Genomic DNA, 14,218 nt, shown 5'->3' with positions numbered 1-14,218 from the left:
CAACGCTACCAAACAGAGGCAAGCGCCGCTCACTCCAGCCGACGCCGAATTCTGCGGACGCCCACCCAAACGGCCAGAATGACCGGAACCGTGACCAAAGCCGTCAACATTCCCTTACTGATCCCCGCGGACGTCAGAGGATACAGCAGATAGCTGACCAGCGAGACGGCGTAGTAGCTGATGGCAACCACCGACAACCCCTCGACCGTGCGCTGCAGGCGCAGGGCCTGATCGGCGCGGCGGTCCATGCTTTCCAGCAAGGCCTGATTCTGCGCGCTGCGTTCAACGTCCACACGTGTTCGCAGAAGATCTCCGGCGCGGATGGCCCGGTCTGACAGGGCCTGCAGGCGCAGTTCAGTCGACTTCACGGTCCGCATCGCAGGGTCATAGCGGCGCATCATGAAATCGGCAAAGCTCTGCCCCCCCATAAACCGCTCTTCCCGCAAGACCTTGACGCGCTGGTTAACGATGGCCTCATAGGCGCCTGTGGCCCCAAACCGAAAGGTACAGCGTGCCGAGATCGTCTCCAACTCGGTCGAGGTTTTCAGCAGTTGCGGTAGCATATCATCGGGATGCTTGCCGCCATCGGTCATTTCGCCCATCAGCGCGGTCAGCTTCTGATCCAACTCGCCAATGCGCGTTGTCAGAGATTTGACCCGCGCAAACCCCAGCATGGACATGGCCTTGTAGGTCTCGATCTCGCACAGGCGCTGGATGATCCGCCCAACCCGGCGCTCTCCGGTTCCATCCGAGACGAACAGCGCAAACCGCATATGCCCTGCCGGGTCGATACGAAAATCGCTGGCGCAGATCGCGGCATCGTCCAAAACGCGGGACACAGCAAGGCTTTCGGGTTCGAACCAATCCGGTAGCAGGTTCTGGACGACGTCATCCTCTGGGCGCGGAACAACTCGTAGCAAAGCCGACGTGATCCTTTGGCCGGGACTGGCCATCATCCAATCCGGGGGGAAGACTTCGAAGTCGGCAGGGTTGAACGCCCGCTCACTCACGTTCTGAGAGATCGCAGTAAAGGTTACGAACTCAGTGTGTTGCTCCCACTTGAGCCAATGGCGTCCGATCTGCCCCGCATAGTGGGTCGCGTCGGGTTGAGGGTGCGGCGCGCCGTGACGATCCAGCAGATTTATCAAATGCGCAATGTCGTCCTGCCGGTCCCCACTTTGCGACGTGCCGGGCTTTTTGATCGCCAGAAAGGCAACCGTGCATGGAACCTGCGCCACCGGAAAAGGTCGGGCGTGCAGTTCATTGGCAAGCCGATAGCGTAAAGGGTGGTCATCGATTGGCGTCATGCGGGGCTCCGATTCATCCGACACACTATACGGCACACCCAAAATACATCAATTCCCATTTTATTTCAGATACTTACAAGAATGCGACGGTATACATTCCAGCCAATTCATTGATTTGGCTGCCATAGCTCGATGGGATTGCCTTCGGGATCATGAATACGGGCGAATTTACCCACCTCGCTATCCCAATCCGGATTGGTTTCGACGGTGATCCCTGCGTCCTGTAGCTGGCGTGTCAAAGCGGCCAAATCATCAACCCTGAAATTGATCATCCACTGCTGCTCGCTTCGGCCAAAATACGCGGTATCCTGGGCGAAGGGTGCAAAGACCGTATAGCCTTCGGCCTGCTTCCAAGGGACCGGATCATAGTGATTTACCCCCAGGTGTCTTTCATACCATTCACTCAAGGCCTTGGGGTTCTTGGCGCGAAAAAAGACCCCGCCGATTCCGTTTACTTTCTCCATGACCTTGCTCCCACAAAGTACCCTTCAGACGTAAAATAGCATATCAAGCTTGCTTCATCTGGCTGCAATACTCTGGAGGCGCGAAGGCCAAGCCCGCTTCAAAGTAGAAAAGAAAAGGGCGCCCGCAGGCGCCCTTTGCAATTGAATTGTGCGTTTTGATCACTCGATCATCGGCAGCAGCTTGTCTAGCGACTGCTTGGCGTCGCCATAGAACATGCGCGTGTTCTCTTTGAAGAACAGCGGGTTCTCGATGCCCGAATAGCCAGTGCCCTGACCACGCTTGGACACAAAGACCTGCTTGGCCTTCCAGCACTCCAGAACCGGCATACCGGCGATGGGGCTGTTGGGATCCTCCTGCGCCGCAGGGTTCACGATGTCGTTCGAGCCGATGACGATGGCCACATCCGTGTCCGGGAAATCGTCGTTGATCTCATCCATCTCAAGCACGATGTCATATGGCACTTTCGCCTCGGCCAGCAGAACATTCATGTGGCCCGGCAGACGTCCGGCAACGGGGTGGATCGCAAAGCGCACCTCTTTGCCCTTGGCGCGCAGCTTGCGGACCAACTCGGACACCGACTGCTGTGCCTGAGCAACAGCCATGCCGTAACCCGGGATGATGACAATGCTGTCCGCATCGTTCAGCGCGGCGGCCACGCCGTCCGCCTCAATCGCGATCTGTTCGCCCTCAACGGCCATCTGCTCACCCTGCGGGCCACCGAAGCCGCCCAGGATCACGCTGACAAAGTGACGGTTCATCGCCTTGCACATGATGTAAGACAGGATCGCACCCGACGAGCCGACCAGAGCACCAACAACGATCAGCAGGTCGTTGCCAAGGCTAAAGCCAATCGCCGCAGCCGCCCAACCCGAATACGAGTTCAGCATCGACACAACCACCGGCATGTCCGCACCACCGATGCCCATGATCAGGTGATAGCCGATGAACAACGCCGCCAGTGTCATCAGGAACAGCGGGAACAGACCGCCCGAGCTGGTGTACCAGATCAGACAGATCAGCGAGAGACCCGCCGCCGCCGCGTTCAGCATATGACCACCAGGCAGTTTGGTCGCCGCCGAGGTCACTTTGCCTGCCAGCTTGCCATAGGCCACAACCGAGCCGGTAAAGGTGATCGCACCGATGAAGATGCCCAGGAACAGCTCAACATGTAGGATCGCCAGTTCCGCCGGAGTCTTCTTGGCGATCAACTTGGCAAAGGCGCCAAGGTCGGACAGGTCCGCCTGACCCGCGCTATCTTTGATCGCCATGACCTGAGCCACGTTTCCGATCTCGAAATGCGCATTGAAGCCGACGAACACGGCCGCCAGACCGACCAGCGAGTGCATCGCAGCGACCAGCTGCGGCATCTCGGTCATCTGGACGCGCTGCGCCACGTATTGACCGATCAGACCACCGCCGATGATCAGCAGGATGGACAGCAGCCACAGGCCCGAACCCGGACCGACAAGCGTGGCAAAAACCGCCAGCGCCATACCGACGATACCGTACCAGACTGCGCGCTTGGCGCTTTCCTGGTTCGAAAGGCCGCCGAGCGACAGAATGAAAAGGACAGCCGCAACAATATAAGCGGCAGAAGTGAAGCCAATCATATGCCCGACCTCCTTAGGATTTCTGGAACATGGCGAGCATGCGCCGGGTTACGAGGAAGCCGCCGAAGATATTGATACCGGCCATGAAAACGGACAGTGCCGCCAGCAGAATAACCAGGAACGACCCGGACCCGATCTGCATCAAAGCCCCGACGATAATGATCGACGAGATCGCGTTGGTGATCGCCATAAGCGGTGTGTGTAAGCTGTGCGCAACGCCCCAGATCACCTGGAAGCCCACAAAAATCGCCAACACAAAGACGATGAAGTGCTGCATGAAGCTGGCCGGAGCGATCAGCCCCACCAACAGCATCAACGCACCACCGACACCCAGCAAGGTGAACTGCTGCTTGGTCTGCGCCTTGAAGGCTGCGATTTCCTGCGCCTTCTTCTCTTCCGGGGTCAGTTCCTTGACCTCGGGCTTTTTCTGCGCCGCAATCGCCTGCACCTTGGGCGGCGGCGGCGGGAAGGTGATCTCACCCTCATGGGTCACGGTCGCGCCGCGGATCACGTCATCTTCCATGTCGTGATTGATCTGACCGTCCTTCTCGGGCGTCAGGTCAGCCATCATGTGACGGATGTTGGTCGCGTACAGAGACGACGCCTGCGCCGCCATCCGGCTGGGGAAGTCGGTATAGCCGATGATGGTCACGCCATTGTCGGTCACGATCTTCTCGTCCGCGACGGTAAGCTTACAGTTGCCGCCCTTCTCCGCCGCCAAATCGACGATGACCGAGCCCGGCTTCATCGCTTCGACCATATCCTTGGTCCAAAGCTCGGGCGCTTCGCGGTTCGGGATCAACGCAGTGGTGATCACGATGTCCATCTCGGGCGCCAACTCACGGAACTTGGCCAGCTGCGCTTCGCGGAATTCATCCGACTGGACGCTGGCATAGCCGCCAGTGGCCGCGCCGTCCTGCTGGTCTTCTTCAAAGTCCAAGTAGACAAACTCGGCACCCATCGACTCGACCTGTTCGGCCACTTCGGGGCGCACGTCGAACGCATAGGTGATCGCACCCAGCGACGTGGACGTACCAATCGCCGCCAGACCGGCAACACCGGCACCCACGATAAGCACCTTCGCAGGCGGTACCTTTCCGGCCGCCGTCACCTGACCGGTGAAGAAGCGGCCAAAGTTGTTGCCCGCCTCAATTACCGCACGGTAACCCGCGATATTCGCCATCGAGGACAGCGCGTCCATCTTTTGTGCACGGGAAATACGCGGAACCATCTCCATCGCGATGACATTTGCGCCTTTGGACTTGGCAGCCTCCATCCCCTCTTCATTCCCTGCCGGGTTGAAGAATGAGATCAACGTCTTGCCTTTGGTCAGACGCTTCAGCTCGGTCTCATTCGGCTGGCGCACCTTGGCAACGATATCTGCAGCTTTCCAAAGCGACGCCGCGGTTTTCATAACCTCGACACCGGCCTCTTCGTAGGCCGCATCAGAAAAGCCCGCCGCAGCACCGGCACCCTTTTCGATCAGGCAGTCATAGCCCAGTTTTTGCAGCTGGCGCGCCGAGTCCGGCGTCATCGCCACCCGGTTCTCACCGTCAAAAACTTCTTTTGGCGTTCCTATCTTCAACGGAGAGCCTCCTTTACTTTCGATATGTTCGCGCGAGTTCTTTGCATCTTTCGTTCAATCCTCACCTACATTGCGAAAGATTATTTCGCAACTGCAGCATTCGTTACGTTGTGTCATTGGCAGCACACCTTCAAATCCAGCGTCGTGTCTTTTGCGCATAACGGGCGAAGTCAGCGCGAAATTTGCGGCGCAAGCGATCCTCTTCCGGCTCGATAAAGCGGCGTTCCAGGATCCAGACGAAAATCGGCACGAGAACCAGCGACAGGACCGCATCGAAGCGTAGGATCAAACCGGTCAGAATAAGGACGTCCCCCAGATAGATTGGGTTCCGGCTGCGTTTGAAAATTCCGCTTTGCACCATGCTGGATGGGGTCTGGTGTGGCATTACCGTCGTCTGATGGCGGCGGAATTCGACAACCGCCAGAACAGCCAGAACAATACCGCCACCGATGAGCACGCCGCTGGCAAGATCAGTCAACCACCCTTCAAGGGACAGCCCAAAGGACAGGTGTTGCGCTTGAAACCACGCGAGGCAAGCCGCCCCCAGCAACCAGATCGGAGGGATGTCGATTTTCTGCATTCGCGCTGATTACCTGTCGATATCTCTCAAAGAAAGTGCCGTTTTCGACAGTTTGTCTACCGCTTTCCGACCTTAAGATCAAAACATCAAAAGGTCGCGGCAATTTATTTCGAAGATATGCATCGGTAGACAGCGCTTAGCGCATCCGATAGCCAACGGATACAACCAAAATAAACAACAGGGCCCAGCCGGAATGACCGACTTCAAAGCAACCAAAGCCATGTTCGAACTGCCCGAAGGCATTCTCTATCTCGACGGCAACTCTCTGGGTCCGTTGCCAAAGGCGGTTGATGCGCGTCTGCACCAGACGGCGACGCAGGAATGGGGACAGATGCTGATCACCGGCTGGAACAAGGCCGGATGGATGGGATTGCCCACGGGCTTGGGGGATCGGATCGGACGTCTGATCGGGGCCGAGGCAGGCAGCGTTGTGGTCGGCGACACTCTGTCGATCAAGGTTTATCAGGGCGTGGCTTCGGCGCTGGAGTTGAACCCGAACCGCAAGGTTGTACTGTCGGACAACGGCAATTTCCCATCTGATCTCTATATGGCGGACGGGCTGCTCCGCTCTCTGGGCGCGGAGTACGAATTGCGCGTCGTCGCCCCGGAAGAGGTCGCCGAAAACATCACCGAAGAGGTCGCGGTTTTGATGCTGACCGAAGTCGACTATCGCACCGGCCGTATGCACGACATGAAAGCTCTGACCGAATTGGCCCATGCAAACGGTGTGGTGACGGTTTGGGATCTGGCCCATTCCGCCGGTGCAATTCCGGTCGACCTGGCCGGGTGCAATGCTGATTTCGCGGTCGGGTGCACATACAAATACCTCAATGGCGGTCCAGGTGCGCCAGCGTTCATCTACGTTGCTCCGCGCCTGTCCGAACGTGTCCGCCCCGCGCTTTCGGGATGGCTTGGGCACGAAGCACCCTTTGCCTTCGATCTCGACTATCGTCCCGGTTCGGGGATTGAGAGGATGCGAGTCGGCACCCCTCCGGTCTTGCAAATGGCCGCGCTGTCTGCGGCGATGGATGTCTGGGACATGGCCGAGATGGCCGATGTCCGGGCGAAATCCATCGAACTGACCGAGTTGTTCATCGCAAAAGTCGAGGCCACCTGCCCCGGTCTGACCCTCGCCAGCCCACGCGATCCGGCGCGGCGCGGCAGTCAGGTCTCATTCCACTTTGACGAAGGCTACGCCGCCATGCAGGCGCTGATTGCCCGCGGCGTGATCGGAGATTTCCGCGCACCGGATATCATGCGCTTTGGCTTCACGCCGCTTTATGTTGACGAAAGCGACGTGGAACAGGCCGCAGAGATTCTGGCGGATATCATCACGAACAACCTGTGGGACCAACCCGAGTACAAAATCCGCCAGCGGGTTACCTGACCTCAAGCCCGGCACCCAGCAATTCCGCCAATTGCGAGATGCGTTGCTCGAATTCAGCCGCGTTGGTTGCGGTCATCTTAACGCCCATCAGTGTCGCGTTGATGGTTTTCGCCGTCTCTTCCGGACCGTTAGGCAGGCGGACGCGTCCGGCGCTGTCCTCTTGCCGCAGCCAATCGGCGTAAAGAGCGGTCATCTCCTCCTCCCCCTCGGCCAGAATGTCCGAGGCGGTCGATTTGCTGGTATCCAGCATCTCGCGCCCGTGGGGAGAGGTCAGTATCTCAGCCAATCCCTTGATCTGCCCGTCGATCGCGCGCGCCAAACGCTGGGACACGCTGCCATTGCCCGTCAAGGCCTGCGATACGTTTGCGGTCTTCTCGGCATAATGCGCGCGCGTCAGGCTGCGCACGATCGCCTCTTTGTTCTTGTAGTGCAAATACACGGCTGGGCGCGACATGCCCGCCCCTTTGGCGATGTCGTCCATCGAGGTTTTGCGAAACCCGTAGGCCGCGAACGCCTCAAGCGCCGACGCAAGAATGGCCTGTTGTCGCGGATCGTCCTGTTTTTCCGTCATGAAACCGATCTGACAGTTTTCGTTTAATTTGTCAATTGACACACTGACACTTTCAGACAATTATGTCAGAAACCGCCACAGCTACGAGAGGTGTGCCATGGCAACCGCGCTGAAGATCAACGGCAAGCAACATCAGGTTGACCTGCCCGACGACGTCCCCCTGCTTTGGGTCCTCCGGGATGAGGTCGGCCTGACCGGAACCAAATTCGGCTGCGGCGTGGCCGCCTGCGGCGCCTGCACCGTGCATATCGATGGTGAGGCCGTGCGATCGTGTCAGGTGTCGCTTTCGGATGTCTGGGGCGATGTGACTACGATCGAAGGCATCGGCTCGCCCGAGGCTATGGCCGTGATCCAGCAGGCCTGGGTCGATCATCAGGTGGCGCAATGTGGTTATTGCCAGTCCGGGCAGATCATGCAGGCGGCGGCTTTGCTGGCCGAAAACCCCGCCCCGACGGACGCGGACATAGACGACGCGATGCAGGGCAACCTGTGCCGCTGTGGCACCTACCCTCGTATCCGCGCCGCGATCCAAGACGCCGCTGGCAAGTTGCAGGAGGCGTAAGAGATGGGAAAAGTTGGAAAAATTCTGCGCCGCACTTTCCTGATCGGTTCGGCCGCGATTGTCGGCGGTGTGGCCTTTGGTGCCTACTACGTCACCCGTCCTGCCCCGAACCCGCTGAAACCCGGCGAGGGTGAGGCCGCGCTGAACCCGTTCATTCTGATCGACCAGAATGGCGTGACCCTGTTCGCCCCGCGTGCCGAAATGGGACAGGGCGTAAAGACAACCTGGGCTGCTTTGATCGCCGAGGAGTTGGACGTCGATCTTGACCAGATCAACGTGCTGCATGGCCCTGCTGCGGCGGCGTATTACAATTCCGCATTGGTTGGCGAAGGGCTGCCAAACAAGGGCTACGACATCTCGAACTTCCAGCACAATCTGGGTGAGGCGCTGGGTGTCCTCGGCAAAGCGCTGAGCCTTCAGGTCACCGGTGGCTCGACCTCGATGAAGGACGGGTTCGAGCGGATGCGGCAGGCCGGCGCGTCGGCCCGCGAGACCCTGAAACGGGCCGCTGCCGACCGTCTGGGGGTTGATCCATCGCAACTACAGACGGCCTCTGGGCATGTCATCGCGCCCAATGGCGACAAGATCGCCTATCCCGACCTCGCGATGGATGCGGCCGGTCTTGAGCTGGTCGAGGTGCCTCTGCGTGACCCGTCCGAATGGCGGTATCTGGGCCAGACCCAACCGCGTCTGGACATGGTTGGCAAAGCGACAGGCACCGCTGAATTCGGCGTCGATGTCCGCCTGCCCGGTATGAAATTTGCGGCTGTGCGCATGAACCCCAAGCTGGGCGGTGCAATGAACGGCTATGACGACAGCGCCGCAAAAGACATGCCGGGGGTCGACCAGATCGTCGATCTGGGCACTGGCGTTGCGGTCATCGCCAACAACACATGGCTTGCCAATCAAGCGGTTGAGGCGATCGACGTGGACTGGGGGGATGCCCCCTACCCGCCGGAAACCGACGGCATCTTCGCCAAGATCGCCGAAGCATTTGATGATGCTCCGAACTCGACCATGCGCGATGACGGCGACGTGAGCGTCACACCCGAGGGCGCAACCGAAATCACCGCCGAATACCACCTGCCCTATCTGGCCCACGCCACGATGGAGCCGATGAACGCCACCGCGCTCTACACCGGCGACGCGCTGGAGCTGTGGTGCGGCAATCAGGCCCCCACCCTGATCCAATTCCGAGTCGCCAATACCGCCGGTCTGGATACGGATGCGGTGCAGATCCACACCACCTATCTGGGCGGCGGGTTTGGTCGCCGTGGGGAACTGGATTTCGGCGATATCGCCACCAAGGTCGCCATGGCGATGCCCGGCACTCCGGTCCAGACGGCGTGGAGCCGGGAAGAAGACATGCGACACGACTACTACCGCCCTGGCGCGATCGCTCGGCTGCGCGGTGCTGTGAAGGATGGCAAAGCGGTGCTGGTCGACGGCGCGGTTGCTTCGCAATCCTGCACGCAGCAAGCGGTTGAGCGCTATACGGGTATGCCCGGTGCAGGGCCCGACAAGGTGCTGGTTGAAGGCTTCTTTAACCAACCCTATGCTGTTCCGAACTACCGGATGAGCGGCCACATCGCGAAGCTCGACGTGCCTGTTGGCTTCTGGCGCTCGGTCGGCAACAGCCATAACGGCTTTTTCCATGAGACCTTCATGGATGAGATGGCCCATGCCGCAGGCCGTGACCCGCTGGAATTCCGGCTGGAGTTGATGAAGACCGAACACGCCCCCTCGGCAGGTTGCCTTGAGGCCGTGAAAGAGATGTCGGGCTGGACCGGCCAAACCCTGGCTGGCGTCGGTCGAGGTGTCGCCTTTACCTACAGCTTTGGCACTCCGGTCGCGCAGGTGATCGAGGTGGTCGACGAAGACGGCACGATCCGCATCAACAAGGCGTGGATCGCTTGTGACATGGGTCTCGCGTTGGATCCAGAAAACGTCAAAGCGCAGATGTTTGGCGGGATGATGTACGGCCTGAGTGCCGCTTGCTACGGCGAAATCACCTTTGCCGAGGGCGAAGTAGAGCAGTTCAACTTTCCCGACTATGACGCACTTCGCATGCACACGGCTCCGCAGGTCGAAGTGCGCGTTCTCGAGACCAACCGCCATATGGGCGGCGCAGGTGAGCCCGGTACACCCCCCTCGATGCCGGCCTTAGGTAATGCGCTGTTTGATCTGACCGGAGAACGCGCACGAACCCTGCCGCTGATCAATCAGTTCGACCTGCTGATTTGATCGCGACGCACCGGTCCGGCATCCCCTCCCGGCCGGACCGGTGCCAAAACTTACGCTGTTTGTTGCAGGAACCGCGTGCTTGATCCAGCGGACCAGGCTTTGACCGCCGCGCCAAACGCCTCAAACAACGGGCGAGATACCGGGTCATTTGCAGCATCCCATTCCGGGTGCCATTGGACCGAGAGGGTAAAGCCCGGCGCATCTTTGACATAAATCGCCTCAGGTGTGCCATCCGGTGCATGACCGTCGATCACGACATTCTGGCCCACGGCTTTGATCCCCTGACCGTGCAGCGTATTGGTCATCACCTCTCGCGCACCAAACAGCCGATGGAACACGCCGCCTTCGTTCAGAGTTACGACATGACGAAGGGCGAATTTTTCCTCAAGCGTTCCTTCCGGAGGCATCCGGTGGTTCTGCCGTCCCGGAAGGTCGCGAATCTCGGGATAGAGCGTCCCGCCCATCGCAACATTAACTTCTTGAAAACCTCTGCAAATTCCAAAGAACGGTTGGCCGCGCTCAACGCAAGCGCGTACCAGCGGCAAGGTAATCGCATCGCGCGCCCGGTCGAAATCACCATGCGCTTCGGTCGGCGGCTCACCGTATTCCTCGGGGTGAACATTGGGTCGACCGCCCGTCAGAAGAAACCCGTCGCACGCGTCCAGCAATTCCTCGACCGAGACGTAACGTGGATCAGCCGGGATCAGCAGCGGCAAACACCCTGAAACATTCGCAACGGCATCCGAGTTCATCGTGCCACCGGCATGCGTCGGGTAGTTGTCATTCATCAAGTAAGAGTTGCCGATGATACCGACGACGGGTCGAGACATTCTGCTTTCCCAATTTGTTTCCTAAACGTGTGGAAAAGCTATCGGCAGGGACAACAGCGCGCAATAGCACAGGCCCTGTGTGTCAGCGCAAGTACGTGTTCAATGCCGCACATCTATTCAAACGATAGGACAGTGTGACAATCGGGCTCCCATTGCCCGCTAAACGTGCAATGCAAAAAGTCCAATTTGGGTGAGAGAGCCAGCGCAGGCTCTCCACTTCTTCAAGGAAATCAGCTTTCGCCAACAAGGTTCGCGGCTTCGATCCCTGCCATCGCAGCAAGCACGTCGTTGTCCGAGGTGTCGCCTGTCACGCCAACGGCACCGATCACGGCCCCTTTCTTGTCTCGCAACAGCACACCACCCGGCACCGGAACAACCTGTCCGCCGTAGACGCCGTTCACCGCAGCCATAAAATAGGCCTGCGCTTCGGCCCGCTGCATCTGCGCCGTCCCGGCCATACCCAGCATGACCGAACCATAGGCCTTGCCCTGCGCAATTCCAAACCGTCCGGGGGCCGCGCCATCTTCACGCTCAAACGCAATAACATGACCGCCTGCATCCAGTACAACGACCGAAAGCGGTTTCAACTCCAACCGACGCCCCTCTTCCAGAGCTTTACGAATGATGGTGCGCGCCTTGCGCAAGGAAATTGCCATCCCTGATCCCTTTCATCTGGTCAAAAATATCCTCGGGGGAGCGTGAGGGGGCGGAGAGCCCTCTCGTTCCCGCCCTATCCACTTAACCTAAGCTGGCTTTCAACTCCAAACGACGGGCATGCAGAACCGGCTCGGTATAGCCCGACGGTTGAACGCGCCCCTTGAACACCAGATCGCAGGCCGCTTGGAAAGCAATGCCATCAAAGCCAGGTGCCATCGGATGATACGCTGCGTCACCTTCGTTCTGACGATCCACAACGGCCGCCATCTTCTGCATCGCCGCCATCACCTGTTCTTCGGTGACAACACCATGGTGCAACCAGTTGGCCAACGCCTGGCTGGAAATCCGACATGTCGCTCGGTCTTCCATCAAGCCAATGTCGTTCAGGTCCGGCACTTTCGAACATCCAACACCCTGATCGACCCAGCGCACGACATATCCTAGAATACCCTGGGCGCTGTTCTCGATCTCTCGGGTGATCTCATCATCGCTGAGGTTGCGGCCACCCAGCAGCGGAACGGTCAGCAGGTCCTCCAACGTGCCGCGTGCGCCACCGGCGGTCAGCTCATTCTGACGGGCCAGAACGTCGACCTTATGGTAGTGCGTGGCATGCAAAGTCGCAGCAGTTGGCGAGGGAACCCACGCGCAAGTAGCACCGGATTGCGGATGGCCGATCTTGGCCTCCAGCATATCGCCCATGCGATCGGGCATGGCCCACATACCTTTGCCGATCTGCGCCTTGCCTTTCAGGCCACAGGCCAGACCGATATCGACGTTTCGATCCTCGTAGGACGCAATCCACGGTGTGTTCTTGATATCGCCCTTGGGCAGCATCGGGCCTGCCTCCATCGAAGTGTGGATCTCATCCCCAGTCCGGTCAAGGAAGCCAGTGTTGATGAAGGCCACGCGCGATTTCGCGGCCCGGATGCACTCTTTGAGGTTGGCCGAGGTCCGGCGTTCCTCATCCATGATGCCCAGCTTCACGGTGTTACGCGGCAAGCCCAGGATGTCTTCGACAATATCGAAAATCTCGACCGAGAAGGCGACCTCTTCCGGGCCGTGCATCTTTGGCTTCACCACATAGACCGACCCGTTGACCGAGTTGCCGCCATCGCGCGCCAGATCATGCATGGCGATCAACGTGGTGCAAAGAGCGTCCATGAGGCCCTCGCCGATCTCGTTGCCCTCGGCATCCAGCACGGCCGGGTTGGTCATCAGATGGCCAACATTGCGCACCAGCATCAGCGAGCGGCCTTTCAAACGCGCCTCTGCTCCGTTGACGTCCGTGAAGTCCAGATCAGCCGCCAACCGGCGGGTAAAAGTCTTGCCGGATTTGCTGACCTCTTCAGTCAGGTCACCCTTCATCAGACCCAGCCAGTTTCCATAGGCAACAACCTTGTCGGCTGCATCCACACAGGCCACGGAGTCCTCGCAATCCATGATCGTCGACAACGCGGACTCGAGCCGCAAGTCCGAGATGTTGGCCGGATCAGCGGCGCCAATCGCGCTGATTGGGTCGATCATGATCTGAATGTGAAGACCGTTGTTTTTCAACAGGATGAATTCGGGCTTTTCGGCCGCGCCGCCATGCCCCACAAAGCTGGAGGCGTCCTCCAGAGCAGGAACCAAAGCGCCAGCCTCAACGCTCAGCTTTGTGACGTCCGCCCAAGATCCGCTGGCCAACGGCACGGCATCGTCGAGAAACGCTTTAGCCCATGCAATAACACGCGCGCCGCGGGCAGCATCGTAGCCTCCGCCTGCAGGTAGATCGCCCATCGCATCCGTGCCATACAGGGCGTCATACAAGCTGCCCCAACGGGCATTCGCGGCGTTCAGAGCAAAGCGCGCATTGGTGATTGGCACAACCAGCTGAGGACCTGGCGTTGCGGCGATCTCGGGGTCGACATTGGCGGTTTCGATCTGGAAGTCTTCGCCTTCTTCCACCAGATACCCGATCTCGTGCAGGAACGCTTGATAAGCCTCGGCGTCGTGGTCCTGGCCTTTGTGCTCCAGGTGCCACGCATCCAATTGGTCCTGAATCTCTTTTCGTTTGACAAGGAAGGCGCGGTTCTTGGGACCCAATTCGGATACGATGCGCGACAGGCCATTCCAGAAGGTCTCGGCGGTGACACCGGTGCCGGGCAAAGCCTGACCTTCGATGAATGCGACCAGAACCGGATCGACCTGAAGTCCGCTGCGTGTCTGTCTGCTGGCCATTTTCTTCCTCTCCCACGAATGTACGCCACTGTATGCCGTCAGCATTTAGAGCGAAAGTTTCCGATAGGCAACGTATGCCGCTACGTTCTGGTAAGAAAATCTTACCAAATGCGAAATCAACGCCGCAAACAGCGGATACAGGCGGCTTGCAGCCCTGCCGCGATGCCCCTAACGTCGCCCTCGACCCAAGTTTTGCGAGGCCC

General features: G+C 59.1%; 12 protein-coding genes. 3 read left to right on the top strand and 9 right to left on the bottom strand.

What is annotated here, in order from left to right; translation table 11 throughout:
* Positions 1-29: 29 nt before the first annotated feature.
* The 5 genes from ACR0B5_RS01870 to ACR0B5_RS01850 form a co-directional block, all read right to left on the bottom strand.
* The gene (locus ACR0B5_RS01870) at positions 30-1,307 is read right to left on the bottom strand and encodes a DUF3422 domain-containing protein (RefSeq protein ID WP_170691900.1); all 1,278 of its coding nucleotides are present in this window, start codon (positions 1,305-1,307) and stop codon (positions 30-32) included.
* Between the two features lie 107 nt (positions 1,308-1,414).
* The gene (locus tag ACR0B5_RS01865) at positions 1,415-1,771 is read right to left on the bottom strand and encodes a VOC family protein (protein ID WP_480538034.1); all 357 of its coding nucleotides are present in this window, start codon (positions 1,769-1,771) and stop codon (positions 1,415-1,417) included.
* A 159-nt stretch (positions 1,772-1,930) separates the two neighbouring features.
* A complete protein-coding gene (locus ACR0B5_RS01860; protein ID WP_480538032.1) occupies positions 1,931-3,382 on the bottom strand; it encodes an NAD(P)(+) transhydrogenase (Re/Si-specific) subunit beta in 1,452 nt (483 codons plus the stop codon).
* A gap of 13 nt (positions 3,383-3,395) precedes the next feature.
* Entirely contained in the window at positions 3,396-4,967 is a 1,572-nt protein-coding gene (locus ACR0B5_RS01855) for a Re/Si-specific NAD(P)(+) transhydrogenase subunit alpha (protein ID WP_170483725.1), read from the bottom strand.
* Between the two features lie 130 nt (positions 4,968-5,097).
* The gene (locus ACR0B5_RS01850) at positions 5,098-5,547 is read right to left on the bottom strand and encodes a methyltransferase family protein (protein ID WP_480538030.1); all 450 of its coding nucleotides are present in this window, start codon (positions 5,545-5,547) and stop codon (positions 5,098-5,100) included.
* A 193-nt stretch (positions 5,548-5,740) separates the two neighbouring features.
* On the opposite strand from ACR0B5_RS01850, the gene kynU reads away from it, so the two are divergent.
* Positions 5,741-6,934, top strand: coding sequence for a kynureninase (kynU, locus tag ACR0B5_RS01845; protein ID WP_480538028.1), 1,194 nt, complete (start codon positions 5,741-5,743; stop codon positions 6,932-6,934).
* Here the strand turns inward: kynU and ACR0B5_RS01840 are convergent.
* Positions 6,927-7,505 carry a TetR/AcrR family transcriptional regulator gene (locus tag ACR0B5_RS01840; protein ID WP_480538026.1) on the bottom strand — a complete coding sequence of 193 codons (579 nt, stop codon included), beginning with the start codon at positions 7,503-7,505 and terminating at the stop codon, positions 6,927-6,929. The genes kynU and ACR0B5_RS01840 overlap by 8 nt on opposite strands.
* A gap of 97 nt (positions 7,506-7,602) precedes the next feature.
* Between ACR0B5_RS01840 and ACR0B5_RS01835 the strand changes: the two genes are divergently transcribed.
* Positions 7,603-8,067, top strand: coding sequence for a (2Fe-2S)-binding protein (locus ACR0B5_RS01835; protein WP_170375059.1), 465 nt, complete (start codon positions 7,603-7,605; stop codon positions 8,065-8,067).
* Between the two features lie 3 nt (positions 8,068-8,070).
* Positions 8,071-10,311 (top strand): xanthine dehydrogenase family protein molybdopterin-binding subunit, encoded by a 2,241-nt coding sequence (locus ACR0B5_RS01830; RefSeq protein ID WP_480538024.1) that lies wholly within the window; start codon positions 8,071-8,073, stop codon positions 10,309-10,311.
* A gap of 50 nt (positions 10,312-10,361) precedes the next feature.
* Here the strand turns inward: ACR0B5_RS01830 and ACR0B5_RS01825 are convergent, their stop codons facing one another.
* The 3 genes from ACR0B5_RS01825 to ACR0B5_RS01815 form a co-directional block, all read right to left on the bottom strand.
* The gene (locus ACR0B5_RS01825; protein ID WP_480538023.1) at positions 10,362-11,141 is read right to left on the bottom strand and encodes a gamma-glutamyl-gamma-aminobutyrate hydrolase family protein; all 780 of its coding nucleotides are present in this window, start codon (positions 11,139-11,141) and stop codon (positions 10,362-10,364) included.
* Between the two features lie 230 nt (positions 11,142-11,371).
* Positions 11,372-11,797 carry a GlcG/HbpS family heme-binding protein gene (locus ACR0B5_RS01820; RefSeq protein ID WP_170483737.1) on the bottom strand — a complete coding sequence of 142 codons (426 nt, stop codon included), beginning with the start codon at positions 11,795-11,797 and terminating at the stop codon, positions 11,372-11,374.
* Positions 11,798-11,879: 82 nt separating this feature from the next.
* Positions 11,880-14,015, bottom strand: a complete 2,136-nt coding sequence (locus ACR0B5_RS01815) for a malate synthase G (RefSeq protein ID WP_480538021.1) — start codon at positions 14,013-14,015, stop codon at positions 11,880-11,882.
* Positions 14,016-14,218: the final 203 nt, after the last annotated feature.

It is taken from the genome of Ruegeria sp. AG1 (assembly GCF_056541705.1).
The sequence above is the reverse complement of the archived record's forward strand: the minus strand, read 5'-3'. Positions and strand labels throughout refer to the sequence as shown.